Consider the following 23820-nt stretch of genomic DNA (forward strand, 5'->3'; position numbering starts at 1 on the left):
CTTGATCCGATGCGGTATCTCGGGCCACAATCGGACCGGATAAAGAATCGGGACGCACCTAATGACAAAGAACTTCGCTCGCGGGCTTGCCGCATCGCTGTTGCTTGGCACCTCCACTATCGCCGCTGCACAAACCGCGCCGATCATCCAGCCTGGCGCGCCGGGCATGGAGAACAAGACACTGGCGGCGGAGGATGCGACCAAGCTGGCGGCCACCACCTACACCCCGGCGGATGCGCGCTTCATGCAGATGATGATCCCGCACCACCGGCAGGCGGTCGCGATGACTGCGCTTGTCGAAGGGCGCACAGCGAACGAAGATATCGTCGCGATTGCCGGGCGCATCGATGCCGGCCAGGCAGACGAGATCGCCTTCATGCGCGAATGGCTCGAAGCGCGCGGCGAGCGTCTCGAAATGATGCATCACCAGGCGGGCATGAGCCACGCCGAGCACATGGCAGCGATGGGCATGGCCACGCCGGAGCAGGTGGCGCGGCTTGCGACACTCGAGGGCACCGCTTTCGATGAACTGTTTCTCGAGCTGATGATCCGCCACCATCAGGGCGCGATCGATATGGTGGACGATCTGCTCGACCAGCCGGGGACGGCTTACGATCCGGTGATGTTCGAGTTCGTCAACGACATCAAAACCGAGCAGCAGGGCGAGATCGAGCGGATGAATGCGATCGCCGCCGGTCTCTCGACCGATCCGCGCGCCGGGCTTGCCGCCGGGTTCCGCGATGCGGGGGAAGCGATCTCCAATCTTCGGCTGGTGACCGCCATGCCCAAGCCCACCGGCTTCTTCGATCCCGCCAATCCCGCGCAGCTCCAGCCGCTCATCGAGAAAAAGGAAGAAAAGAAAGCGGACGACGAGTCGGCTGAGAAGCCCGATGCCGAAGAGGAACCCGAGCTGGTCGCTGCGACAACGCCCGATCCGCGCGCAGATGACGAGGACGACGAGGATCGCTTCGGCCAGCGCGGCTCGCTGCTCAGCTTTGCCAATACCGACATCGCTTTCTCGGGCGACTTGATGGTGGCGGGCAATTACCATGGCTGGAATGCCTATCGACTGGGTGAGGACGGTGTGCCGGAACTGGTCACTTCCGTCGTCTGCCCCGGCGGGCAGGGCGATGTCTCGATCGTCGGCGACATCCTGATCATGAGCGTGCAGGACAGTCGCGCACGCAAGGATTGCGGGCTGCAGGGCGTGCAGGGCAAGGTCAGCGAAGACCGCTTCCGCGGCCTGCGCATTTTCGACATTTCCGATATCACGAACCCGCGCCAGGTCGGGCTGGTCCAGACGTGCCGGGGCAGCCACACGCATTCGGTCGTGAATGCCAACGACACGCGGATCATCGTCTACAATTCGGGCACCAGCTACGTCCGCGACGACGAGGAGCTGGCCGGTTGCTTCGATACGGCCGGCGACGATACGGCGCTGTTCAGCATCGACGTGGTCGAAATCCCGCTGGCCGACCCCGGCGCATCGCGTGTCGTCGACAGCCCGCGCGTCTTTGCCCAGGACGGCCAGATCGCCGGCCTGTGGCGCGGCGGCGACCATGGGGAAGGCACGCAGAAAACCAACTCCACCAACCACTGTCACGACATCACCGTCTTCCCCTCGCTCAATCTCGCGGCGGGCGCGTGCTCCGGGAACGGCATCATCATGGACATTTCGGACCCGATGAAGCCGGTGCGGATCGACGATGTCACCGACAAGGGTTTCGCCTACTGGCACTCGGCGACCTTCAACAATGACGGCACCAAGGTCCTCTTCACCGACGAATGGGGCGGTGGTGGCCGCCCGCGCTGCCAGGCGGGCGATCCGATGGATTGGGGCGCCAACGCGTTCTACTCGCTCAGGGACGGCGAGCTGACATTCGACAGCCTTTACAAGATCCCCGCGCCGCAGAGCGACAAGGAAAACTGCGTCGCGCATAACGGCTCGATCATCCCCGTTCCGGGCCGCGATATCTTCGTTCAGGCGTGGTATCAGGGCGGTATCAGCGTGATCGACTTCACCGATGCGAAGAATCCGATCGAAATCGCCTATTTCGATCGCGGCCCTGTCGACAAGGACCAGCTCATCACCGGCGGATACTGGTCGGCCTATTGGTACAAGGGCCGCATCTATGCGACCGAGATCGCCCGCGGGCTCGATGTCTTCGCGCTGGAGCCGAGCGAGTTCCTGACGGCGGAAGAAACTGCCGCTGCCGAAGCCGCGCAATTCCCCGGCGATGTCTTCAATCCGCAGACGCAGACGCAAGTCACCTGGCCCGAGGACGTGGTCGCGCGGGTGGAGCAAAGCCGCAAGGGCGGCTGACAATTCGTTTCAGGATGTGCGTCAGGCTCCGACAGCTTTGCGCACATCCTGCACGAAGCCTGTGCGCCGGATGATCTCGTAGATCGCGCGCGCCGCTGCTTGACCGGACCAGCGCATCGGGCGGCGCACTTGCAGCATCAGCACCACGCGCGGGCTTCCGGTGGTATTCCAGACTTCGTGCGGGAAGGTCTCGTCGAAGACCAGCCATTCACCTTCGCGCCAGCGCACGGTCTCGCCAGCGACCTGCATTTCGCACCGCCCGGGCCGGGTCGGCACGATCAGCGGCAAGTGGCAATTGAGCCAGGCCTTGGTCAGCCCGCGGTGGCGCGGAACATGCGCATCGCCATCCATGATCGAGAAGAAGGCCACGACGAGGCCGGGAATGCCGTCGAGCAATTCTGCCGTGCGCGGACACTTGGCGCGATTGGCCTTCGACTTGAAGCCGTAGCCTTCGAAAAAGAAGCTCTTCCATTGCGGGCCGTTGGCGATGCGGCGATGATCGGGCGAGATCTTGCCGAAGTCGGGAATGTCCTCGCGCCCGGCGAGCAGCGCCTGTGCCTCGCGCTGGACGGTGCGCCATTCGCGGGCCAGCGGCTGGAGGACGGGCAGGGATGCGGCATCCACGACCGGATCGGTCGCAATCCGCGATTGGCGCGCGAACCAGGCGTTAACCGGGTCCCTCATCCGCTTGCCGAAGCGGACTAGCGCGGACTGCCTGGGGCGCACATAGGTCGCGCGCTCCGCTTCCCCACCGTGACCCGACCCTGCTTCACCGCCGAGCTGGTCTGCTCCGCGATGCATGATGGCAAGCTATCTAGCCGATCCGCGCGGGACTAGGAAGAACGCGACAAACTACGCTGGGTTCACCCCGCCTTGACGCTCGCGATCCACTGGTCGACCCGCCGCTCGAGGATATTGAGCGGCACCGGCCCGCCACCGAGCACGGTATCGTGGAAGCCGCGAATATCGAAATCGTCGCCCAGCTCCTGCTCCGCTTTGGCGCGCAATTCCTGGATGCGGATCATGCCGATCTTGTAGGCGGTCGCCTGCCCGGGCATCACGATATAGCGCCGCACTTCGGATTTTACCGCCGCTTCGGGGATGGGCGAGTTGGCGAGGAAATAATCCACGGCCTGCTGCTCGGTCCAACCCTTCGAGTGCAAACCCGTGTCGACCACCAGCCGGATCGCGCGCCATATCTCCGTCGTCAGCCGCCCGAAGTCCGAATAGGGGTCTTCATAGGCGCCCATTTCCTTGGCGAGCTTCTCCGAATAGAGCGCCCAACCTTCGCCGAAGGCGGGAATATAGCCGCCTTGCGCGCGGAACTTGGGAATGCCTTCCAGCTCCTGCGCGATCGACAATTGCATGTGATGGCCCGGGTTGCCTTCGTGATAGGCGATCACTTCCAGGCTCGGGATCGGCATCGCGCGCATGTCGGAAAGATGCGCGTAATAGATGCCGGGGCGCGAGCCGTCGGGCGTGCCGGGGCGATAGTGCTGCGCGGCGCCGTCCTGCTCGCGGAACGGCTCGACCCGGCGCACCTCCAGCGGGGCCTTGGGCAGGATGCCGAAGAATTCGGGCAGACGCGTGTTGATGAAATCGAGGTGCTCCTGCGCTTGGTCGATATACATCTGCGCGCCCGCGTCATTATCCGGATAGTAGAACTGGTCGTCCTCGCGCATGAAGGTGAAGAAGGCCTGCAGATCGCCTTCGAAACCGACCTGGCCCTTGATCGCTTCCATCTCGCTGCGGATGCGGGCGACTTCGCTGAGGCCGAGGTCGTGGATTTCGTCCGCGGTCAGGTCGGTGGTGGTCATGGCGTTGAGGCGATAGGCGTAGAAATCCGCGCCGTCGCTGAGCGCGCTGACACCCTGCGCTTCCTCGTCGGTGTTGGGCCGGTCCTGCTCGAACCATGCGATCACGCGGGCATAGGCGGGCGCCATCTCGTTCACGAGGGCCGTGCGCGCTTCTTCGCGCAATTCCGCAGCGCGCGCCTCGGTGATCGTGCCATCGGCAAGGAGCTTGGCGAGATGACCTTCGCTGGCTTCCCACAACGCCGAGGTTTCGCCCACCTCGCCTTCCGTTTCGAACGGAGCGCCGCTGGTGATCTTCTTCGATTCCGCAATCACCGCGTCATAGGAAAAGCGCGGCGGGCGGGTGCCGGCGGCGGCATTGTCCTGCGCGCGCTTGAGCAGCTGATCCATCGCCTTGCCGATCCCGCCGAGCCGGGCGATGAAGGCTTCCATGTCGGCTTCGCTTTCCACGCGGTGCTGGCTGATGAGAAAGCTCGGCAATGCGGTGTGCAGCCCGTTCATCTGGTGCAGGATGTAGCCCTGCTCGCGAAACTCTGCCGCCTTCTCCGCCTGCTCCTTGCGGAACATCCACATGTCCCAGCTGAGCTTGGCGTCGTCGGACAGCGCATCGTAATCGAACGTGCTCTCCATCTCGGCAGCGGTCGCCTGCCACCATTCGAGCTGTTCCTGCTCGGCCTCGACGCTCATGTCGTCGATTTTGTCATAGTCGGTCCTCAGGCCGAGCGCGGTCTGCCGCAGAGGGCTGAAAGCGAGTTCTTCCTCGAACTTGCTCTCGAACCACTGGTTGAGGCACGCGCTCTCATCCTCGACGCTGCATTCGAAAGCGGCGTCCTGCGCATGGAGCGGCAGGACCGGCACGGCGGCGGTGGAGACGAGCAGGGCGGCAAGCAGGCGTTTCATCGGACAATTCCCCCGGAGATGATTCTCTGGGCCGGACAATGACGCAGGCGCGCGAGGATGGGAAGGGGCGCTAGAACCAGGCGCGGATGCCGGCGAGCAACGCGAAGCCGTCGGTATCCTCGCCCGCCGCGCGCGCGATGTCCGCCGTTTCGCCGAGCTTCGCTTCGTGGCCGATGCCGATATAGGGCGCGAATTCACGCGCGATCTCGTAGCGCAGCCGCAGTCCGGTCTCGACCTTGGTGAGGCCCGCACCGATTTCGCGTTCCGGAATATCCTGCCCCGAAAACTCCACCTCGAGCCGGGGCTGCAGGATCAGGCGCTGGGTGATTTTCTGGTCGTATTCGCCCTCGATCCGCGCGGTCAGGTCGCCCCGGTCGGACAGGAACAGCGCCCCGTCGACATGGAACATGTACGGCGCAAGGCCCTGCACACCTAGCACGAGGTGGCTGCGCGTTTCCGGCTCCAGATCGAGCCGCGCACCCGCCTGAAGATCGAAAAACGGCCCGATCGCCCGGCTGAAAAGCGCCTGAATTTCCGCAACCTCGACATTGCCGCCGAACACGCCTTCGCCCTCGGTCTTGAGCACGAAGCGATTGAGGTCGCCGCCATACCAGCCCTGCGCGTCCCACAGGAAAGCGTTTTCGCCCTCGCTGACGCGTGCCTCGAAACGTTCGACCATAATCATGCCGGTCGTCATTCCGCCATTTTCCCTGGCAAGGGTTTCACGCGCTCCGGCCATCGCGGCTTCGCCCCAGATCGCGTCGGCGGCGTGTCTTGGCCCTTCGAGCGCGCGCGCCGGGGGCGGATCGTCGGCGGCGGGCGCTGGCCCGTGAGCGCCATGGCCCATCGCGCCATGATCCATCTGCCCGTGATCCATGGCTCCATGCCCCATGGCCTTATGATCGACCGGCGGCGGCGCTTCGGGTTCAGGCATGCCCGGCAGGCGCAGCACCGTGACCGGCTCGTCGACCGGAGTCATCGGAGCGGGCGCGACCGGCCTGGGGTTCTCCTGCTTCTTGGCACCAGCGCCATGATCATGGTCCTGCGCAGCGAGCGGAGCCGCGAGCGCGGCAAGGGACAGGGCGAGCAGCGGCCTCATCATGTGACCTCGGGGAACGGCCGCACCGTCACCACCTGCATCATCCCGGCATGCATGTGGTAGAGCAGGTGGCAGTGAAAAGCCCAGTCGCCGGGTTCGTCGGCGGTTAGGTCGAAGGTAGCGCTACTGCCTGGCTGCACGATCACCGTGTGCTTGCGCGGCTGGTGCATGTTGTGCTCGCCGCCATTGACCAGTTCGAAGAAATGGCCGTGCAGGTGGATCGGGTGCGCCATCATCGTGTCGTTGACGAGCTTCACCCGCACGCGCTCGTCATAGGCGAAGCGGATCGGATCGTCGGTGACGGCGGTGAATTTCTTGCCGTCGAAGGACCACATGTAGCGTTCCATATTGCCGGTCAGGTGAATCTGCATCGTCCGCTCGGGCATGCGATGCGGGTTCGCCTTTTTCGACTTCAGATTGGTGTAGCGCAGCACGCGGTGATCGACGGTGTCGAGGCCGAGGCCGGGGAAATCCATTCGGTCCATCGGCATCGGCGCGATCATGTCGACGCCGGGGCCGACCTTCACGTCGGGCGGCACCAGGCTTTTGTCGCGCATGGGATGATCCATCCCGCCCGAGCCGTGATCCATACCGCCATCGCCGGAGCCATGATCCATCGCGCCCATGCCCATATCGACCATGGTCAGCGTCGGTATTTCACGCAGTGGCGGCGCGACCGCGCGCTGTCCGGCCTGCGAGGTCAGGCTGGCGATGCCCATGCCGCTGCGGTCCATCGATTCCGCGACCAGTGCATGGCTGCCCGCCGGCGGCGTGACGACGACATCGTAGGTTTCGGCCACCCCGATCTGCAACTCGTCGACTTCGACGTCCTCGACATCCTGCCCGTCGGCCTGGATCACCGTCATCGGCACGCCGGGGATGCGCATGTTGAAGAAGGTCATGGCCGAGCCGTTGATGATGCGCAGGCGCACCTTTTCGCCGGGATTGAAGAGATATTCGAGATCGTCCGCCGGGCCGTGCCCGTTGACGAGATAGGTGTAGGCGGGTGCGGACACGTCGGCGATGTCGCGCGGGTTCATTCGCATCGCGCCCCACATGCGCCGCTCCTCGCCGGACATTGCGCCGTCGGTTGCGGTCATCATCTGGTTGTTGAAGTAGTGCTCGCCCACCTTGAGCTTACGCATGATTTCGTGCGGATGTATCGGCGAGAACTCGCTCAGCAGCACGATATAGTCACGGTCGAAACGCGCATCCGAACCGTCGGCGGCTTCGATTACCAGCGGGCCGTAATGCCCCATCTGCTCCTGCAGGCCGGAATGGCTGTGCCACCAATATGTGCCCGCCTGCCGGACCGGGAATTCATAGGTGAAGGTTTCGCCCGGCTTGATGCCCGGGAAACTGACCCCGGGCACGCCGTCGAACTGGAAAGGCAGCAATAGCCCATGCCAGTGGATCGAACTGTCTTCGTCCAGATGATTGGTGACGTTGAGCCGGACATTCTGGCCTTCGCGCAGCTTGATCAGCGGACCGGGGATCATCCCGTCGACGGCGATCGCATGGCCGCTGCGCCCCCCGGTCGAATAGCGCGCGTGCCCGATGGCAAGGTCGATGCTTTCGCCCGAATAGGTGCCGAAACCTTTCTTCGCTTCGCGCATCGAGCCGCCCTTGGCCCAAGCGGGCGAGGGCAGTGCGGATGCCGCTGCGAGCGCGGCGGTGCTGGCAATCAGGCCGCGCCTGGAAAGCATCGGCGATGCTGGCTTGATAATCCGGGACATGCGCGCCTATATATACCCCCCTAGGGTATTTGAAAGGGGTCTTTTGGGCCATGTCGCACGAAATTGAATCTGCAACCGAGCGCAAGACCGTCAACCGGCTGATGCGGATTGCCGGGCAGGTCCAGGGCGTCGCCCGCATGATCGAGGAAGACCGCTATTGCATCGACGTGCTGACCCAGCTCGCCGCGGTCAAATCCGCGCTCGGCAAGGTCGAAACCGAAGTGCTCAAGAAACACGCCGCCTGCTGCGTCAACGAAGCCATTGCCAGCGGCGACGAAGCCGAGCAGCGGGCGAAGTTCAACGAGCTGGTCGAGCTGCTGGAAAAGCGGCGCTAGCGCTCAGGTTCCGGTTTCGACCTTTTCGCGCAATTCCGGCGTTACCGGCATCTCCAGCGCCTTCTCGGCCTCCTGCAGCAATTCCGGCGTCAGTTGGGCAGTGCGCGGAGCGATCGGTGTGCCGTCGCCGCGCTCGCCATTGACCTCGATATCTTCCAGCAGCAGTTTCATTTCGGCGATTTCCTTCACCTGCGCTTCGATGATCGCATCGGCGAGCCTGCGTACGCGCGGGTCGCTGATCTCTGCCCGACGGCTGGTGAGGACGGCGATCGAATGGTGCGGGATCATCGCCTTCATCCAGCTCACGTCGTCGACCGTCTCCTGGCTGCGCGCGAGAAACAGAAAGGCGAAGAAGCCGATGACCGCGAGCACCATCACTGCGAGCTTGGTCGCAAAGGTCCTGTACATGCCCCACATGAAGCCAAGCATGATGACGATCATGGCCATGCCCATCATTAGCGCCATCCACACGCGCGTCTGGCTGAAAAAGGCATGGTCCGGCTCGTAGACATTGGAATATTTCAGCACGAACATCGTCACGATGGATGTGGCGATCATCGCGAAGAACGTGCCCCATTTGCCGGATTGCGAGCTGTGTTGCGAAGCATTGTGCCTGTCTGTCATCTGCCTTCCCCTTGTTCCGATAGACATGGACGGGAATGCCCCCTGGGGGTATTTTGTTCCGCGCGAAGTTGCAGAAAGTGCAAAGGAATTGCCGCGTATGCAAAGGCTCGATCGACCCGAAAGCTGGCTGGCCATGCAGGGCTTTCTCGTCGCCTTCGTCTGGGAGATGTTGCAAATGCCTTTCTTCGATATGGATCACTTGAGCGGCTGGCAGCAGACGAAGAATTGCGCGCTGGCGTCGTTCGGCGATGCCGGGATCATGGTCTTTTCCTATCTTATCGCGCGCGCGTTCGCGGGCAGACAGTATTGGCTTCACGACAGCCGACCGGGTCCGCTGGCGACTTATCTGGCGACCGGCCTGACGGTGACGGTAGCCGTCGAACTGCTGGCAGTCCGCGTGCCGTGGGGCTGGGAGTATAGCGAGTTGATGCCCAAGCTGGCCGGCATCGGGCTCGTAACGATCGCCATGTGGATCGTGGTGCCCCTGGTCAGCCTGACGCTTGCCGCGCGCCTGACCCGCCCGCATTCGACATAGAAAAAGCCCCGGCGGATTTCTCCACCGGGGCCTTTCTATGCGTCTGAACGATGCGGGGCTTAGAAGCCGCCCATACCGCCCATTCCGCCCATTCCGCCCATGTCGGGCATGCCGCCACCGGACGACTTGTCTTCCGGAACTTCCGAAATCGCCGCTTCGGTGGTGATCAGCAGGCCGGCAACCGAAGCTGCGTCCTGCAGCGCGACGCGCACGACCTTGGTCGGGTCGATGACGCCGGCTTTGACCAGGTCTTCATAGGTGTCGGTCGCAGCGTTGAAGCCCTGCGATTCGTTGTCTTCACGCAGCAGGTTGCCCGAGATGACAGCACCGTCGTGACCGGCATTGGTCGCGATCTGGCGGACCGGCGCGACGATTGCCTTGCGCACGATGTCGATACCGCGGGTCTGGTCGTCGTTCTCGCCCTTCAGCCCTTCGAGGACCTTGGTAGCGTAGAGCAGCGCGGTACCGCCGCCCGGGACGATGCCTTCTTCGACCGCAGCACGGGTCGCGTGGAGTGCGTCGTCGACGCGGTCCTTGCGTTCCTTCACTTCGACTTCCGAAGCACCGCCGACCTTGATCACGGCAACGCCGCCGGCGAGCTTGGCGAGGCGCTCTTGCAGCTTCTCGCGGTCGTAATCGCTGGTGGTGTTGTCGATCTGCGTGCGGATTTCGTTCACGCGGGCCTTGATGTCGGCTTCGTCACCGGCACCGTCGACGATGGTCGTGTTGTCCTTGTCGATGGTGACGCGCTTGGCTTCGCCGAGCATGCCCAGCGTGACGTTCTCGAGCTTGATGCCGAGATCTTCGCTGATCATTTCCCCCTTGGTCAGGATCGCGATGTCCTGCAGCATGGCCTTGCGGCGGTCGCCGAAGCCCGGTGCCTTGACCGCTGCAACCTTGAGGCCGCCGCGCAGCTTGTTCACCACGAGGGTCGCCAGCGCTTCGCCTTCGATGTCTTCCGCGATAATCAGCAGCGGACGGCCCGACTGGACAGCCGCTTCGAGGATCGGGAGCATCGCCTGCAGATTGCTGAGCTTCTTCTCGTGGATCAGGATGTACGGGTTTTCGAGTTCGACCGTCATCTTGTCCGGGTTGGTGATGAAGTAGGGCGAAAGGTAGCCGCGGTCGAACTGCATGCCTTCGACGGTTTCGAGCTCGAATTCGAGGCCCTTGCTCTCGTCGACGGTGATGACGCCTTCCTTGCCGACCTTTTCCATGGCTTCGGCGATCTTCTCGCCGACTTCACGGTCGCCATTGGCGGAGATGATGCCGACCTGAGCGATCTCTTCCGAACCGGCGACGTCCTTCGAACGGCTCTTCAGGTTCTCGACCACCTTGGTGACGGCGATGTCGATGCCGCGCTTGAGGTCCATCGGGTTCATGCCGGCCGCGACCGACTTCATGCCTTCGCGCACGATCGCTTGTCCGAGCACGGTGGCAGTGGTGGTGCCGTCACCGGCGAGGTCGTTGGTCTTCGAGGCCACTTCGCGCAGCATCTGTGCGCCCATGTTCTCGTACTTGTCCTTGAGCTCGATTTCCTTGGCGACGGTAACGCCGTCCTTGGTGATGCGCGGTGCGCCGAAGCTCTTTTCGATCACGACATTGCGACCCTTCGGTCCGAGCGTGACCTTGACGGCGTTGGCGAGCGTGTCGACGCCCTTCAGAATGCCTTCGCGAGCGTCGCGACCGAACTTTACGTCCTTGGCAGCCATTGGTTTGTTCCTTTTGCTTCGTGGTGATCCCCAGCGAAGGCTGGGGTCTCAGTGTTCCTGGTAGAAAGCGTACGGCCTGGTGGCCTGAGGCTCCCGCCTTCGCGAGATCTCACTGGGTGATCAGGAGATCACGCCCATGATATCGCTTTCCTTCATGATCAGCAGTTCTTCACCGTCGACGGTGACTTCGGTGCCGGACCACTTGCCGAACAGCACACGGTCGCCAGCCTTGACGTCGAGCGGAGTGACGGTGCCGTCTTCGGCCTTGGCGCCGGAGCCGACCGAGACGATTTCGCCTTCGCTGGGCTTTTCCTTGGCGCTGTCGGGGATGATGATGCCGCCAGCGGTCTTTTCTTCGGCTTCGATGCGACGGACCAGAACGCGGTCGTGCAGAGGACGAAATGCCATGTTGGGATGACCTTTCACTTGGGTTGAACGATTGCGATTGGCACTCTCGTCCAGAGAGTGCCAGCGAGGATGCATTTGGGTACGCACCTGGGGCGAGTCAACCAAGGTTCAGGAAAAAATTTGCGCTTTCTTGCGGGCGGACGGCGCGGCGAAAGCATGGACCGGAGGCCGGGGTGGCCAGAGCAGCGCGAATTCCCTATCGCGCCCCGCATATCGACCCCACCTCCCAAGATTTCAATGGATCGCCATGACTGCCGAAGCCGATATCGCCGCCCTGACCATCCCCGAACAAATTCTGCTGTGGCTGCGCCTCAACCTGATCGAAATTGCCGGGGCCTTCGCGGTTCTGTTGATCGGCCTGTTCCTCGCCGGGCTGCTGTCGCGCGCGTTCGAACGGGCCCTGGCCCGCTCGCCGCGGTTCGATCCGACGGTCGCCAATTTCCTCTCCAACGTCGTCAAATACGCGTTGTGGGCCCTCGTGCTCGTCACCGTGCTGGCGCAGTTCGGGGTGGAGACTACCAGCATCCTTGCCGCGCTCGGCGGCATGGCGCTGGCCATCGGGCTCGCGTTGCAGGGCACGCTCAGCAATGTCGCGTCGGGGGTGATGATCCTGGTGCAGAAACCGTTCAAGGTGGGCGAGGCGATCAATGTCGGCTCGATTACCGCGGTGGTGCAGAATATCGGCCTGTTCACCACCGAGCTCAAGCAATTCGACGGGCTGTTCGTGATGATCCCGAACTCCGAGCTCTGGAACAAGCCCATCGTCAACTACCACCGCCATCCGATTCGCCGTTTCGAGCTGGTCGTGGGGATCGGCTATGGCGACAGTATGGAGCAGGCGCGCACCGAATTGCTGGCGCTCGCCGAGGCAGACGAGCGGGTGCTCGAAGATCCGGCGCCGCAGACCTTCGTCAATTCGCTCGACGACAGTTCGGTCGGCATCGGTCTGCGAGTATGGTGCACCACCGCAGATTACGTAGCCGTCGGGTGGGATATGACCGAGGCGGTCAAGGCCCGCTTCGACGATGTCGGCATCTCGATCCCGTTCCCGCAGCGCGAGATTACGCAGCGGGCGGTTTAGCGCCCGGCTTGCGTGCGGGGCGGTGCGCAAGGCCCAGCCGCTCGCGCATCAGCCAGCGCCCGGTCAGCAGCACGGTGGCAAAGGTCAGGCCGACGGCAAAACCGATCCACACGCCAGTGCCTTTGAGCGGCGTGTAGAAGCCGAGATAATAGGACGTGCCGAAGCCGGGCACCCAGTAGCTGAAGATCGCCATCACCATCGGCACGCGCGTGTCCTGCAGCCCGCGCAGGGCCCCGGCAGCGACGACCTGGAGGCCATCGACCAGCTGGAAAAGTGCGGCGATCACGATGTATTGCAGCGCGAAGGCCATCATCGCCGCATTCACTGATTTCGACGTATCGATATAGAGACCCAGTATCGCCTCCGGCATCAGCAACATGACCGAAGCGGTGAAGGCCATGAAGGCCACCGCTATCAGCAGCGCAACCGCCCCTGCGCGCTTGATCGCTTCGTGATCGCGCGCGCCGTAGAAATAGCCGACGCGAATAGTCGCCGCCTGGCTCACACCGAACGGCACCTGGAAGGCGAAAGCGGCGATTTGCAGCGCGATGGTGTGGCCGGCCAGCTCGGATTCCCCGATCAGCCCCATCAGCAGGGCCGCACCGCCGAACAGCCCCGCTTCGGCGATCGTCGTGAAGAACACCGGCGTGCCCAGCACCACCAGGTCGCGCAGCCGATCCCATTCCGGCCGCCAGAACCGGCCCCAGATGGCATAGCGCCGCAAGCGCCGGTCCTGCTGGATCGCCACCACATAAGCCAACACGATGAATATCGACGTGACGACGGTGGCGATGGCCGAACCTTCGAGGCCCAGCGCGGGCGCGCCGAGATTGCCGAAGACCAGCGCGTAATTGCCCAGCGCATTGACGCCGATGGCGAGCGCCGTGATCGCGGTAGCGAAGATCGGGCGGCCGAGCGCGGAAACAAAGCTCCTCAGCACGCTCGCCACCAGCAAGGGGATCATCGCCCACAGGACGATGCCCATGTAGTCGTAAGCGCGGGCCGCCAGTTCCGCCCTCTGCCCGCTGGCGAGCAGGATGGCTTCGGCCTGGCTCAGGATCAGCATGACGAGTACGCCGCAGATCACGCAGAGCCAGACGCCCATGCGCACGCTGCGCCGGACCTCAGCAATGGCATAGCGCGAGCGGCCCAGTTCGGCTGCGATCAGGGCCGAGACCATGCTCACCAGGGTGATGGTCGCCCAGCCAAGGATGCTGAACAGCGACACAGCGAGGCTGGAGGCGGCCAATTCGAACTCGCCGAGCCGCGCGACGAAGAACACGTCGATCGCCCAGATCAGCATCTGCAACAGATTGGCGAGCGCCAGCGGCCACGCGAGCCTGAAGGTCGCGGCAATCTCGGCTCGCCAGCTGTCCGCCGTGTCCACTTCGGGCGCCATTTCATGCATGCAGCCGGCCCGGATAGAGATCAGCCTGGCCATATGACAGATCAGGCCCGTCCTCACGCCGATATTGTGGACGCTCTGCGACTGCCGGGCCACACCGATCGCATACATGAAAAGGGCGGCGCCTTGCGGCACCGCCCCCTTGTGTTCTTCGCCTCGTCGGGTCGACCAGGCGGAGCGAGATCCCGGATCCCCTGCCTGCGCAGGGGCAGGCAAGTCCGGGATGACGGCGGGGCGTGCGCCCCGTCTCGTCACTTCAGCTCGACGGTACCGCCGGCAGCTTCGATCTTGCCCTTGATTTCTTCGGCTTCCGCCTTGTTCACGCCTTCCTTGATCGGCTTCGGCGCGCCTTCGACGAGGCCCTTGGCTTCGGTCAGGCCCAGGCCGGTGATGGCGCGGACTTCCTTGATCACCTGGATCTTCTTGCCACCGTCGCCGGTGAGGATGACGTCGAATTCGTCCTTCTCTTCGGCCGGGGCAGCAGCGTCGCCACCGCCAGCCGGGCCAGCGACTGCAACAGCTGCAGCGGCGGAAACGCCCCACTCTTCTTCCAGCGCCTTGGCAAGCTCGGCGGCTTCCAGGACGGTCAGTTTCGAAAGTTCTTCAACGAGAGCCTTGATATCGGCCATTGTACTTACTCCAAATTCATGTCGGGGCAGCGTGCCCCATGTGGAATGTCAGTTCTTTTCGGAAAAACCGCTTACGCCGCTTCGCTGGCGCCATAGGCACCGAAAACGCGGGCGAGCTTGTTGGCGGGCGCAGTGACGACTTGGGCGATCTTCGTCGCCGGGGCGTTGATGAGACCCACGATCGTGCCACGAAGCTCGTCGAGGCTCGGCATCGAGGCGAGTGCCTTGACCCCGGCTTCGTCGAGCATCTGCCCGCCCATCGAACCGCCGACGATTTCCAGTCGGTCGTTCGATTTGGCGAAGTCCACCGCAGCCTTTGCGGCGGCGACCGGATCGGCTGAATAGCCGAGCGCGATCGGACCCGTCAGCATCTCGCCGATGCCTTCGTAGTCGGTGTCCTTCAGGGCGAGCTTGGCCAGACGGTTTTTCGCAACCTTGTAGGACGCACCAGCTTCCCGCATCTTCCCGCGCAGTTCGGTGCTTGCAGCAACCGTCAGGCCGAGGTTGCGGGTGACGACCACCACGCCTGCCTCGTTGAAGACCGAGTTGAGCTCTGCGACCGCATCGGCTTTTTGCGAACGATCCATGCCATACTCCTTCAAAATGATCGCATCCGGATGGCTCCGAATGCGACCGGCTCAAATAGCCCCGCAGCTCATGCCGCGAGGCGAGTCCGTGATGGGGAAGGAGGACGCTGACCCGCGCCAGGGGGCCGCCATGGGAGGAGGCCGGAAAACTCTTTTCCCCGTCTAGGCGGCAAATTAAGACCGGACGTGTTCCGGTCAGCAGCTGTCTCGGACGGATGAACGGTGAAACCGAAAAGGCCCGCCGTTCGGTGGCGGGCCTCTAAGGATTCGATCGATTCTGTCAAGTCTCTTCCGGGAATGTCCCGGGCGAGACGGGCAACCGATCACATGCCGTCGGCTGCATCTTCCATGGCGTCGGCCTTGTCTTCCATGGCGTCGGCTTCCTGCTCGAGCTTCCTGGCGCGGGTCGGATCGCCTTCGGCTTCGGCAACATCGGCGCGCTCTTCGGCGAGGTCGGCCTGCGCTTCCATGGTACCGGAAGCGGCGTCGACCACTTCACCTTCGGCTTCCATCACATCGTCCTGCTCTTCGGCGACTTCTTCCGCCGGGCCGTCGCAGGCGGAAATGGCCATGGCGATGGGCAGGGCAGCGACAAGTGCGATACGTTTCATAAAGTATTCCTCCAATGGTGGCCCGCGGCGCATGTGCGCCGGGCGACGCTTTCCTAACGTCGCCCGGCGCGATTGTTTCCGAGATATCGTGGATCAGGTCGCCTGCCCCGAATAGCTCAGCAGGTCTCCGGGCTGGCAGTCCAGCTCGCGGCAGATCGCCTCGAGGGTCGAGAACCGGATCGCCTTGGCCTTGCCGGTCTTGAGGATGGAAAGATTGGCAAGCGTCAGGCCGACCCGTTCGGCCAGTTCGGTCAGGGTCATGCGGCGTTCGTGCAGCAGGTCGTCGAGCTTCACCACGATATTGGCGCCTTCTTCAGCGGGCATCACACGGTTCCTTCCAGGTCGTCGCGCATGGCTGCGCCATGGCGGAACACCCGGGCAAGGATGAAGAGCGTCAGGATCAAGGTGATGCCGCCGACATCGAGGCTGGCATCGACGGTCCCCGGTTCTTCGCCGGCGAGCTTGGCGACGTAGAGGCCGAGCGTAACCACCGGAATCGCCAGCACATTGAGCGCGAGCGTGATCCACGCCATGGCCGTCAGCCTGTCGGCATTGACGGGCACGAACGGATCGCCTTCGCCGACGCTTTTGACGATGCGGAGCATGTGCAGGAAGAAGCGGATGCCGAGGTAAAGCATACCGGCAACAGCGGCGAGCAACAGGGCTATCAGCCATCTTGCGTTCTGCGGCAATTCCCCGGCATCGAGTTCAGCGCCGAGGTCGGCCCCGAAAATGGCCACGGCCGGCACGCCGAGCAGGACGAAGAAACCGGCAAATGCCATCAGGCCAAGCATCACGTAGATAATTGCCTTCGCCAAAATCAGCAGCGGATCGTTGATCTTTTCAGCCATCTCGATGGTCCTTTCTACCCGAGGCGTTTACGCCAAAGCCGGCGCGGCGGCGACATCGCTGGCCTGCGCAGGCGGAACAGAAATCACGGCGCCGAAGCTGCCGGCCATGATGAACAAGGCCGCGGCAACGGCAACGAAGTGGTGAGTGAAGCGTGACATTATCGATCTCCTTGATGTCCGATATCGATATTCAATATGCCGATCCGCTTTTATTGTCAATCAATAATATCGAAAAACAATATGACGCCGAGGTGCGGGGTCAATCGATCCTAACGCGCTACCGCGACGAGCGATGCCGTGCATTTGCGCCGAGAGATGCCCTGCGCAGCCAGCGTGATGGCAAGGTTTTCGCTCCCCGCTTTCCTCTGTACCGGTGTGGCCGGCCAACGGGTGGCGCATCCCGCACTGTTTCGCGGATCGGACCGCCGAGCGTGATTTCCAGCGTTGTGCTCTCGGTAAATAGGGCTGTGACGGGTTGCTGCCCCCCGCCCCCGCAACGGAAGCAGGCAAGGCGCAAATCCAGACGGTCGCCAGGGCGAGCACTGTTCCAACCCTGCCCGTTATCCGTGTGAAGCATTGCTAGGACTGCGACCTAACTTGGTATCGGGATATGGGCCACGCGCTTGGCGGTCGCGTGAGATGGCCGACAGCCAACCGATGACTGCCAACATATCGATGATGGCGCAGGATTGGACACCGCGCTTCCTTGTGCAATGGCGGGGCACCGATGCGCCAGGAATCTGTACAGAACACGGTCTCGCGATTTCGCCAAGACATTCAGGGCCTGCGCGCGATCGCCGTCCTTGCGGTGGTCGCTTTTCATGTCGATCCGGAATTGCTGCCTGGAGGTTTTCTCGGCGTCGACATTTTCTTCGTTATATCGGGATATTTGATTACCGGCATATTGATCCGCGAGATCGAGCGCGAACGCTTCTCCATCGCCAACTTTTACGCCCGTCGCATCGCCCGGCTGTTTCCTGCTCTGCTTGCCATGCTGTCTGTCACCGCTCTCGCTGGCTGGCTTCTGCTCCCACCTGCTGCACTCGTGGCGCTCGGAGATAGCCTGCCGATGGCCGCAGTCTTCGTGTCGAACCTGCACTTTTCGGACAGGCTGGACTATTTTGCGCCCGCAGCCGAACTGCAACCCTTGCTCCACACGTGGTCGCTGGCGATCGAGGAGCAATTCTACATCGTCTTCCCGTTCGTACTCGTTGTGGCATCCCGCTATTCCAACCGGTTGCGCGACGGGTTGATCGTTATCGCGTTCACTTTATCGCTGGCCTTTGCCGTGAGCCTCGCCTTGCGCGGGGGAGACGGATTTTTCCATGCATTCGCCCGCGCCTACGAGCTGATGGCTGGAGCCCTGATTGCTATCGGGGCAGTGCCCGCATTGCGCAGCCGGGCACAGGCGCAAATCTCGATGTTCGTCGGCCTTGCTCTTATCCTCGGGTCCTTCGTCATGGTCGACGGAAATGATGCAATTCCCGGCTGGATCAGTCTCGTGCCCTGTGTGGGTTGCGGTCTCGTGATCATGTCGGGCCGCGACCATTCGTTTGCTGCGCAGGCCATCATTACCAATCGCGTATCGGCCTTCTTCGGCCATATCTCCTACGCGCTCTATCTTTGGCATTGGCCGATCCTGGTCTACGCCGGGTATCTGACCGGCGGCGTGATGGGGTATGCGGTGCTGTCGGCCTGTGTGCTGTTGGCAATCGTCTTTGCGACGTTATCGACGCGCTTCCTCGAGAAACCCATTTTGCGCCAGGAATGGCAGCCGAAACTGGCGCTGCCTTTCGGAATTGCGACGATCGCTATCCTATCCCTCGCCGGTCATGCTCTTACACAGAGAGACGGACACCCGGACAGGTTCGACCAGCGTAGCCTGGAACTGTTTGCAGCTGCATCGGACTATTCGCCTTATCGCGAACGATGCCACTATCCGGGTTCCGGCGTGTGGACCTATGACGACCGCTGTCGCATCGGCGGGAATGGCGAACAAGCGATCGCAGTCTGGGGCGATAGTTTCGGGGTCGAACTGGCCGCCGCCCTCGCCGACGCCCAAGGCGAAGCCGGACACGCGGTCCTGCCGCTCACCGCTTCAAGCTGTCCGCCGGCGCTCGATCGATCCCCGAACACGCCCGGTGCATGTGCGGCATTCAATCGAGCTGTGCTGGCCGGACTGAGCAGCGATGCATCGGTCCGCACCGTGGTTCTGTTCGTGCATTACCGCGCAAAGGAATATAGTTTCTGGCAACCCGCCGAGATGCTTTCGGCGGCTGCTGCGCTGCGGCGGGCGGGTAAGGAAGTGCTGATAATCGAGCCTGTTCCAACCTATCATGTGCCGGTGCCCGATGCGCTGGGCATCGCGCATCGCCTCGGGCGCGACCTCGCCGCAATCGGCGTTGAACGCGTTACGCATGTGCGCGACGTCGAGGAGCTGAGATCCAGCTTGAAACAGGGCGCGAAAAGGGCGGATATTCGGATCATCGATCCTCTTCCCGTTCTCTGCTCCGTCGACAGGTGTCATATGGCGCTGGCCGACGGGCGTGTCGCCTATTTCGATTCGGAGCATCTCAGCATGAGGGCCGCACGCAAACTCGTGGCTGAAACCGCCCTTGCGCACTTGCAGCCGTCCGATCCTTGATATCCGGACGATGCGAGCGAACGGCACCGGCTGACGCAAGGTTTGACACGCGCCGCGCCAATTCCTACATACCCCTCAGCCGCTCGCTTCGAGCAAGGCCGATTCATGCGCGGGAATCGACCTAAGGACGGAAGCAGCGGGCTCCATAATCGCGACGCTTTGTTGAAGCTGCAGTTCCGCCGCCGGTATCGGTGCGCTCCACCTGCGGCCTTTTTGCGTCCCGGTAATGGCCCATTCTCGCGTTCCGAAATCAGTTTTCAGCCGGCGGCAGCATGAACCGCCGGTGCATTTGAGAAGAGGCGACACTCCTCCATGGCAAGCAAGGCGAAGAACACAGCGGCTGCAGCGAAAGCTGAAGGCACGGCCAAGCGGCGTATCCGCAAGATTTTCGGCGACATTCACGAAGTCGTGAAGATGCCGAACCTGATCGAGGTCCAGCGCGAGAGCTACGAACAGTTCCTGCGTTCGAACAAGGAGATCGACTACGTCTCCGGCCTCGAGAAAACGCTGCGTTCGGTGTTCCCGATCCGCGACTTCGCCGGCACTGCCGAGCTCGACTTCGTGCATTACGAGCTCGAGCCGCCCAAATACGACACCACCGAGTGTCGCCAGCGCGGCATCACCTATGCCGCCCCCATGAAGGTGACGCTGCGCCTGATCGTCTTCGAAGTCGACCAGGAAACCGAAACCCGTTCCGTCCTCGATATCAAGGAGCAGGACGTTTACATGGGCGACATGCCGCTCATGACCGGGAACGGCACTTTCATCATCAACGGTACCGAGCGTGTCATCGTGTCGCAGATGCACCGTTCGCCGGGTGTGCTGTTCGACCATGACCGGGGCAAGACCCACAGCTCGGGCAAGCTGCTGTTTGCCGCACGCGTGATCCCCTACCGCGGTTCGTGGCTCGATTTCGAATTCGACGCCAAGGACATCGTCAACGTCCGGATCGACCGCAAGCGCAAGCTGCCGGTCACCGCGTTGCTTTATGCGCTCGGCCTCGACAGCGAAGAAATCCTGCACTTCTTCTACAACACCGTCACCTGGAAGCGGGCCGGCGGCAAGAAGGGTGAAGGCTGGAAGATCCCGTTCGAGCCCGAAGCCTGGCGTGGCCAGAAGCCGACCTTCGCACTGGTCGATGCCAAGACCGGCGAGGAAGTCTTCCCCGCCAACCAGAAGATCAGCCCGCGCGCTGCCAACAAGGCGCAGAAGGATGGTCTGAAGGACCTGCTGCTGCCGACCGAAGAAGTGTTCGCGCGCTACGCCGCAAAGGACATGATCGACGAGAAAACCGGCCGCATTTACATCGAGGCTGGCGACGAAGTCGGCCCCGACCATCTCGAAGCGCTCGACGCTGCCGGGATCGATGAGCTGGAACTGCTCGACATCGATGAAATCAACACCGGCCCTTGGATCCGCAACACGCTCAAGGTCGACAAGGCCGAGAACCGCGACGAGGGCCTGGAAGCGATCTACAAGGTCATGCGTCCGGGCGAGCCGCCGACCAAGGAAACCGCCGAAGCGCTGTTCGAAGGCCTGTTCTTCGACGGCGAACGCTACGACCTGTCGGCCGTCGGTCGCGTCAAGCTCAACATGCGTCTCGACTTGGATGCCGAAGACACCGTGACCACGCTGCGCAAGGAAGACATCCTTGCCGTGGTCAAGGAACTTGTCGGCCTCAAGGACGGCAAGGGCGATGTCGACGACATCGACAACCTCGGCAACCGCCGCGTACGTTCTGTCGGCGAGCTGCTGGAAAACCAGTACCGCGTCGGCCTGCTGCGCATGGAACGCGCAGTGAAGGAGCGCATGAGCTCGGTCGATGTGTCGACCGTCATGCCCAACGACCTGATCAACGCGAAGCCGGCTGTGGCCGCCGTCCGCGAATTCTTCGGCTCTTCGCAGCTGTCGCAGTTCATGGACCAGACCAACCCGCTGTCGGAAGTCACGCACAAGCGCCGCGTTTCGGCGCTTGGCCCGGGCGGCTTGACCCGTGAGCGCGCAGGGTTCGAAGTCCGCGACGTTCACCCGACCCACTATGGCCGCATCTGCCCGATCGAAACGCCGGAAGGCCCGAACATCGGCCTGATCAACTCGCTCTCGACTTTTGCCCGCGTCAACAAATACGGCTTCATCGAAACGCCGTATCGCGTCGTGAAGGACGGCAAGGTCACCAGCGAAGTGATCTACCTGTCCGCCATGGAAGAACAGAAGCACACGGTTGCGCAGGCTTCGGCAGAGCTGACCGAAGACGGCACATTCGTGGAGGAGCTGATCTCTGCGCGCCAGAACGGCGACAACCTGATGGCGCCGAGCGAAACCGTCACGCTGATGGACGTTTCGCCCAAACAGCTCGTCTCGGTCGCCGCATCGCTTATTCCGTTCCTGGAAAACGATGACGCCAACCGCGCGCTGATGGGCTCGAACATGCAGCGCCAGGCCGTGCCGCTGGTCAAGGCGGAAGCGCCCTGGGTCGGCACCGGCATGGAAGAAACCGTGGCCCGCGATTCGGGCGCGGCGATCACCGCCACCCGTGGCGGCATCGTCGACCAGGTCGACGCCACGCGTATCGTGATCCGCGCCATCGGCGATGTCGAACCCGGCCAGTCGGGCGTCGACATCTACACGCTGCAGAAGTTCCAGCGCTCCAACCAGAACACCTGCATCAACCAGCGTCCGCTGGTGAAGGTCGGTGAAACGGTCGAAGCCGGCGACGTGATCGCCGACGGTCCCTCGACCGACCTCGGCGAGCTGGCGCTGGGCAAGAACACGCTCGTCGCGTTCATGCCTTGGAACGGCTACAATTACGAGGACTCGATCCTCATCTCCGAACGCATTGTGAAAGACGACGTCTTCACCTCGATCCACATCGAGGAATTCGAAGTCATGGCCCGCGACACCAAGCTTGGCCCCGAAGACATCACCCGCGACATCCCGAATGTCGGCGAGGAAGCCCTGCGCAACCTCGACGAGGCGGGCATCGTTTATATCGGCGCCGAAGTGCATCCGGGCGACATTCTGTGCGGCAAGATCACGCCGAAGGGCGAAAGCCCGATGACGCCGGAAGAAAAGCTGCTGCGCGCCATCTTCGGCGAGAAGGCCAGCGACGTGCGCGACACTTCACTCCGCCTCCCGCCGGGCGTGGCCGGAACGGTCGTGGAAGTCCGCGTCTTCAACCGCCACGGTATCGAAGTGGACGACCGTACGCGTGCGATCCAGCAGGAAGAGATCGAGCGTCTGCGCAAGGACAGCCAGGACGAACGCACGATCCTCAACCGTGCGACCTACAACCGCCTGCGCGACATGCTTCTCGGCCAGACGGCTTCGGCAGCGCCCAAGGGCGTGAAGAAGGGCGTCAAGATCGATGAAGCCTTGCTCGAAGGCATCGACAGGCACGAATGGTTCAAGTTCGCCGTCGCCGATGACAACCGTCAGCAGCAGATCGAAGCGGTCAAGAGCCAGTACGACGAAGCCGCCAAGGGCATCGACGACAAGTTCGAAGACCGTAAGGAGAAGCTGGAGCGGGGCGACGAACTCGCGCCGGGCGTGCTCAAGATGGTCAAGGTCTTCGTTGCGGTGAAGCGCAAGCTGCAACCGGGCGACAAGATGGCCGGTCGCCACGGTAACAAGGGTGTGATTTCGCGCATCCTTCCGGTCGAGGACATGCCGTTCCTCGAAGACGGGACCCCGGTCGATATCGTTTTGAACCCGCTGGGCGTGCCGTCGCGCATGAATGTCGGGCAGATCTTCGAAACGCACCTGGGCTTCGCGGCGCGCGGGCTTGGCCAGCAGGTCAAGAACGCGCTGGAAGACTGGCGCGCGGCCAATCCCGATCCGGAAGCCGGCAAACCGCCGGAAGCGGTCAAGGAAACGCTGCAGAGGGTCTATGGCGATCGCTACGAAGACGACATCGCCGGGCGCAGCAATGCCGAGATCATCGAACTCGCCAGCAATCTGACCGCCGGTGTCCCGATGGGCACCCCGGTGTTCGACGGTGCGCGCGAGGGCGATGTCACCACGCAGCTCGAAGCTGCCGGTATCGACTCGAGCGGCCAGTCGGTTCTCTACGATGGTCGCACCGGTGAGGCTTTCGACCGCAAGGTGACCGTGGGCATTATCTACATGCTCAAGCTGCACCACCTGGTGGACGACAAAATCCACGCCCGTTCGATCGGCCCCTACTCGCTCGTCACCCAGCAGCCGCTGGGCGGTAAGGCGCAGTTCGGCGGCCAGCGCTTCGGTGAGATGGAGGTCTGGGCGCTCCAGGCCTACGGCGCAGCCTACACGTTGCAGGAAATGCTCACCGTCAAGTCGGACGACGTGGTCGGCCGGACCAAGGTTTACGAAGCGATCGTCAAGGGCGACGACACCTTCGAAGCCGGCATTCCGGAAAGCTTCAACGTGCTCGTCAAGGAAATGCGCTCGCTGGGCCTCAATGTCGAACTTTCGTCGCTCACCGATGGTGATGAGGATGACGACGGCCTGCAGATCGCAGCCGAGTAAACAAGGAGGCGTGGGAAGCCTCG

General features: G+C 62.8%; 20 protein-coding genes. 6 read left to right on the forward strand and 14 right to left on the reverse strand.

Going from position 1 to position 23820, the window contains the following annotated elements; genetic code table 11:
• Positions 1–61 precede the first annotated feature (61 nt).
• Positions 62–2323 (forward strand): DUF305 domain-containing protein, encoded by a 2262-nt coding sequence (locus EL2594_RS14140; protein WP_011415786.1) that lies wholly within the window; start codon positions 62–64, stop codon positions 2321–2323.
• 21 nt (positions 2324–2344) lie between these two features.
• Here EL2594_RS14140 and EL2594_RS14145 read toward each other — a convergent pair whose 3' ends face one another.
• The 4 genes from EL2594_RS14145 to EL2594_RS14160 all read right to left on the reverse strand — a co-directional run bounded on the left by EL2594_RS14145 (position 2345) and on the right by EL2594_RS14160 (position 7872).
• Complete coding sequence (locus EL2594_RS14145) at positions 2345–3124, reverse strand: aspartyl/asparaginyl beta-hydroxylase domain-containing protein (protein WP_011415787.1); 780 nt, start codon at positions 3122–3124, stop codon at positions 2345–2347.
• 62 nt (positions 3125–3186) lie between these two features.
• The gene (locus EL2594_RS14150) at positions 3187–5037 is read right to left on the reverse strand and encodes a DUF885 domain-containing protein (protein WP_011415788.1); all 1851 of its coding nucleotides are present in this window, start codon (positions 5035–5037) and stop codon (positions 3187–3189) included.
• Between the two features lie 70 nt (positions 5038–5107).
• A complete protein-coding gene (locus EL2594_RS14155) occupies positions 5108–6139 on the reverse strand; it encodes a copper resistance protein B (protein WP_011415789.1) in 1032 nt (343 codons plus the stop codon).
• Positions 6136–7872, reverse strand: coding sequence for a copper resistance system multicopper oxidase (locus tag EL2594_RS14160; RefSeq protein ID WP_011415790.1), 1737 nt, complete (start codon positions 7870–7872; stop codon positions 6136–6138). Before EL2594_RS14160 ends, EL2594_RS14155 begins: the two co-directional genes overlap by 4 nt.
• A 50-nt stretch (positions 7873–7922) precedes the next feature.
• On the opposite strand from EL2594_RS14160, the gene EL2594_RS14165 reads away from it, so the two are divergent.
• The gene (locus tag EL2594_RS14165) at positions 7923–8207 is read left to right on the forward strand and encodes a metal-sensitive transcriptional regulator (protein WP_011415791.1); all 285 of its coding nucleotides are present in this window, start codon (positions 7923–7925) and stop codon (positions 8205–8207) included.
• Positions 8208–8210: 3 nt separating this feature from the next.
• On the opposite strand, the gene EL2594_RS14170 is transcribed toward EL2594_RS14165, so the two are convergent.
• Positions 8211–8831: a DUF305 domain-containing protein gene (locus EL2594_RS14170; RefSeq protein ID WP_011415792.1), complete on the reverse strand. Its 621-nt coding sequence runs from the start codon at positions 8829–8831 to the stop codon at positions 8211–8213.
• 97 nt (positions 8832–8928) lie between these two features.
• Here EL2594_RS14170 and EL2594_RS14175 point away from each other — a divergent pair, with 97 nt between their 5' ends.
• Positions 8929–9366, forward strand: coding sequence for a hypothetical protein (locus EL2594_RS14175; RefSeq protein WP_041685389.1), 438 nt, complete (start codon positions 8929–8931; stop codon positions 9364–9366).
• Between the two features lie 59 nt (positions 9367–9425).
• Here EL2594_RS14175 and groL read toward each other — a convergent pair whose 3' ends face one another.
• Positions 9426–11078, reverse strand: a complete 1653-nt coding sequence (gene groL, locus EL2594_RS14180) for a chaperonin GroEL (RefSeq protein WP_011415794.1) — start codon at positions 11076–11078, stop codon at positions 9426–9428.
• A gap of 120 nt (positions 11079–11198) precedes the next feature.
• Positions 11199–11486 (reverse strand): co-chaperone GroES, encoded by a 288-nt coding sequence (gene groES / locus EL2594_RS14185; protein WP_011415795.1) that lies wholly within the window; start codon positions 11484–11486, stop codon positions 11199–11201.
• Between the two features lie 247 nt (positions 11487–11733).
• Between groES and EL2594_RS14190 the strand changes: the two genes are divergently transcribed.
• Complete coding sequence (locus tag EL2594_RS14190) at positions 11734–12567, forward strand: mechanosensitive ion channel family protein (RefSeq protein ID WP_011415796.1); 834 nt, start codon at positions 11734–11736, stop codon at positions 12565–12567.
• Here the strand turns inward: EL2594_RS14190 and EL2594_RS14195 are convergent.
• The 7 genes from EL2594_RS14195 to EL2594_RS15770 all read right to left on the reverse strand — a co-directional run bounded on the left by EL2594_RS14195 (position 12548) and on the right by EL2594_RS15770 (position 16809).
• Positions 12548–14083 (reverse strand): MATE family efflux transporter, encoded by a 1536-nt coding sequence (locus EL2594_RS14195; RefSeq protein WP_011415797.1) that lies wholly within the window; start codon positions 14081–14083, stop codon positions 12548–12550. The genes EL2594_RS14190 and EL2594_RS14195 overlap by 20 nt on opposite strands.
• Before the next feature lie 140 nt (positions 14084–14223).
• Positions 14224–14601: a 50S ribosomal protein L7/L12 gene (rplL, locus tag EL2594_RS14200; RefSeq protein WP_011415798.1), complete on the reverse strand. Its 378-nt coding sequence runs from the start codon at positions 14599–14601 to the stop codon at positions 14224–14226.
• Between the two features lie 71 nt (positions 14602–14672).
• Positions 14673–15188: a 50S ribosomal protein L10 gene (rplJ, locus tag EL2594_RS14205; protein ID WP_011415799.1), complete on the reverse strand. Its 516-nt coding sequence runs from the start codon at positions 15186–15188 to the stop codon at positions 14673–14675.
• 323 nt (positions 15189–15511) lie between these two features.
• A complete protein-coding gene (locus EL2594_RS14210; RefSeq protein WP_011415801.1) occupies positions 15512–15799 on the reverse strand; it encodes a hypothetical protein in 288 nt (95 codons plus the stop codon).
• 93 nt (positions 15800–15892) lie between these two features.
• The gene (locus EL2594_RS14215; RefSeq protein WP_011415802.1) at positions 15893–16123 is read right to left on the reverse strand and encodes a helix-turn-helix domain-containing protein; all 231 of its coding nucleotides are present in this window, start codon (positions 16121–16123) and stop codon (positions 15893–15895) included.
• The gene (locus EL2594_RS14220) at positions 16123–16650 is read right to left on the reverse strand and encodes a DUF2975 domain-containing protein (protein ID WP_011415803.1); all 528 of its coding nucleotides are present in this window, start codon (positions 16648–16650) and stop codon (positions 16123–16125) included. Before EL2594_RS14220 ends, EL2594_RS14215 begins: the two co-directional genes overlap by 1 nt.
• 27 nt (positions 16651–16677) lie before the next feature.
• The gene (locus tag EL2594_RS15770) at positions 16678–16809 is read right to left on the reverse strand and encodes a hypothetical protein (protein WP_011415804.1); all 132 of its coding nucleotides are present in this window, start codon (positions 16807–16809) and stop codon (positions 16678–16680) included.
• Between the two features lie 568 nt (positions 16810–17377).
• Here EL2594_RS15770 and EL2594_RS14225 point away from each other — a divergent pair.
• Positions 17378–19294, forward strand: coding sequence for an acyltransferase family protein (locus EL2594_RS14225; RefSeq protein ID WP_011415805.1), 1917 nt, complete (start codon positions 17378–17380; stop codon positions 19292–19294).
• A 312-nt stretch (positions 19295–19606) separates the two neighbouring features.
• Positions 19607–23797 (forward strand): DNA-directed RNA polymerase subunit beta, encoded by a 4191-nt coding sequence (gene rpoB / locus EL2594_RS14230; RefSeq protein WP_011415806.1) that lies wholly within the window; start codon positions 19607–19609, stop codon positions 23795–23797.
• The last annotated feature ends 23 nt before the right edge of the window (positions 23798–23820 follow it).

The organism is Erythrobacter litoralis HTCC2594, assembly GCF_000013005.1.
Taxonomy (GTDB): Bacteria; Pseudomonadota; Alphaproteobacteria; order Sphingomonadales; family Sphingomonadaceae; genus Parerythrobacter; species Parerythrobacter litoralis_A.

Excerpts from the sequence above, each read along its gene's own strand:
- EL2594_RS14140 (WP_011415786.1), top strand. The coding sequence starts at position 62 with ATGACAAAGAACTTCGCTCGCGGGCTTGCCGCATCGCTGTTGCTTGGC.
- EL2594_RS14145 (WP_011415787.1), bottom strand. The coding sequence starts at position 3,124 with ATGCATCGCGGAGCAGACCAGCTCGGCGGTGAAGCAGGGTCGGGTCAC.
- EL2594_RS14150 (WP_011415788.1), bottom strand. The coding sequence starts at position 5,037 with ATGAAACGCCTGCTTGCCGCCCTGCTCGTCTCCACCGCCGCCGTGCCG.
- EL2594_RS14155 (WP_011415789.1), bottom strand. The coding sequence starts at position 6,139 with ATGATGAGGCCGCTGCTCGCCCTGTCCCTTGCCGCGCTCGCGGCTCCG.
- EL2594_RS14160 (WP_011415790.1), bottom strand. The coding sequence starts at position 7,872 with ATGTCCCGGATTATCAAGCCAGCATCGCCGATGCTTTCCAGGCGCGGC.
- EL2594_RS14165 (WP_011415791.1), top strand. The coding sequence starts at position 7,923 with ATGTCGCACGAAATTGAATCTGCAACCGAGCGCAAGACCGTCAACCGG.
- EL2594_RS14170 (WP_011415792.1), bottom strand. The coding sequence starts at position 8,831 with ATGACAGACAGGCACAATGCTTCGCAACACAGCTCGCAATCCGGCAAA.
- EL2594_RS14175 (WP_041685389.1), top strand. The coding sequence starts at position 8,929 with ATGCAAAGGCTCGATCGACCCGAAAGCTGGCTGGCCATGCAGGGCTTT.
- groL (WP_011415794.1), bottom strand. The coding sequence starts at position 11,078 with ATGGCTGCCAAGGACGTAAAGTTCGGTCGCGACGCTCGCGAAGGCATT.
- groES (WP_011415795.1), bottom strand. The coding sequence starts at position 11,486 with ATGGCATTTCGTCCTCTGCACGACCGCGTTCTGGTCCGTCGCATCGAA.
- EL2594_RS14190 (WP_011415796.1), top strand. The coding sequence starts at position 11,734 with ATGACTGCCGAAGCCGATATCGCCGCCCTGACCATCCCCGAACAAATT.
- EL2594_RS14195 (WP_011415797.1), bottom strand. The coding sequence starts at position 14,083 with ATGTATGCGATCGGTGTGGCCCGGCAGTCGCAGAGCGTCCACAATATC.
- rplL (WP_011415798.1), bottom strand. The coding sequence starts at position 14,601 with ATGGCCGATATCAAGGCTCTCGTTGAAGAACTTTCGAAACTGACCGTC.
- rplJ (WP_011415799.1), bottom strand. The coding sequence starts at position 15,188 with ATGGATCGTTCGCAAAAAGCCGATGCGGTCGCAGAGCTCAACTCGGTC.
- EL2594_RS14210 (WP_011415801.1), bottom strand. The coding sequence starts at position 15,799 with ATGAAACGTATCGCACTTGTCGCTGCCCTGCCCATCGCCATGGCCATT.
- EL2594_RS14215 (WP_011415802.1), bottom strand. The coding sequence starts at position 16,123 with ATGCCCGCTGAAGAAGGCGCCAATATCGTGGTGAAGCTCGACGACCTG.
- EL2594_RS14220 (WP_011415803.1), bottom strand. The coding sequence starts at position 16,650 with ATGGCTGAAAAGATCAACGATCCGCTGCTGATTTTGGCGAAGGCAATT.
- EL2594_RS15770 (WP_011415804.1), bottom strand. The coding sequence starts at position 16,809 with ATGTCACGCTTCACTCACCACTTCGTTGCCGTTGCCGCGGCCTTGTTC.
- EL2594_RS14225 (WP_011415805.1), top strand. The coding sequence starts at position 17,378 with ATGCGCCAGGAATCTGTACAGAACACGGTCTCGCGATTTCGCCAAGAC.
- rpoB (WP_011415806.1), top strand. The coding sequence starts at position 19,607 with ATGGCAAGCAAGGCGAAGAACACAGCGGCTGCAGCGAAAGCTGAAGGC.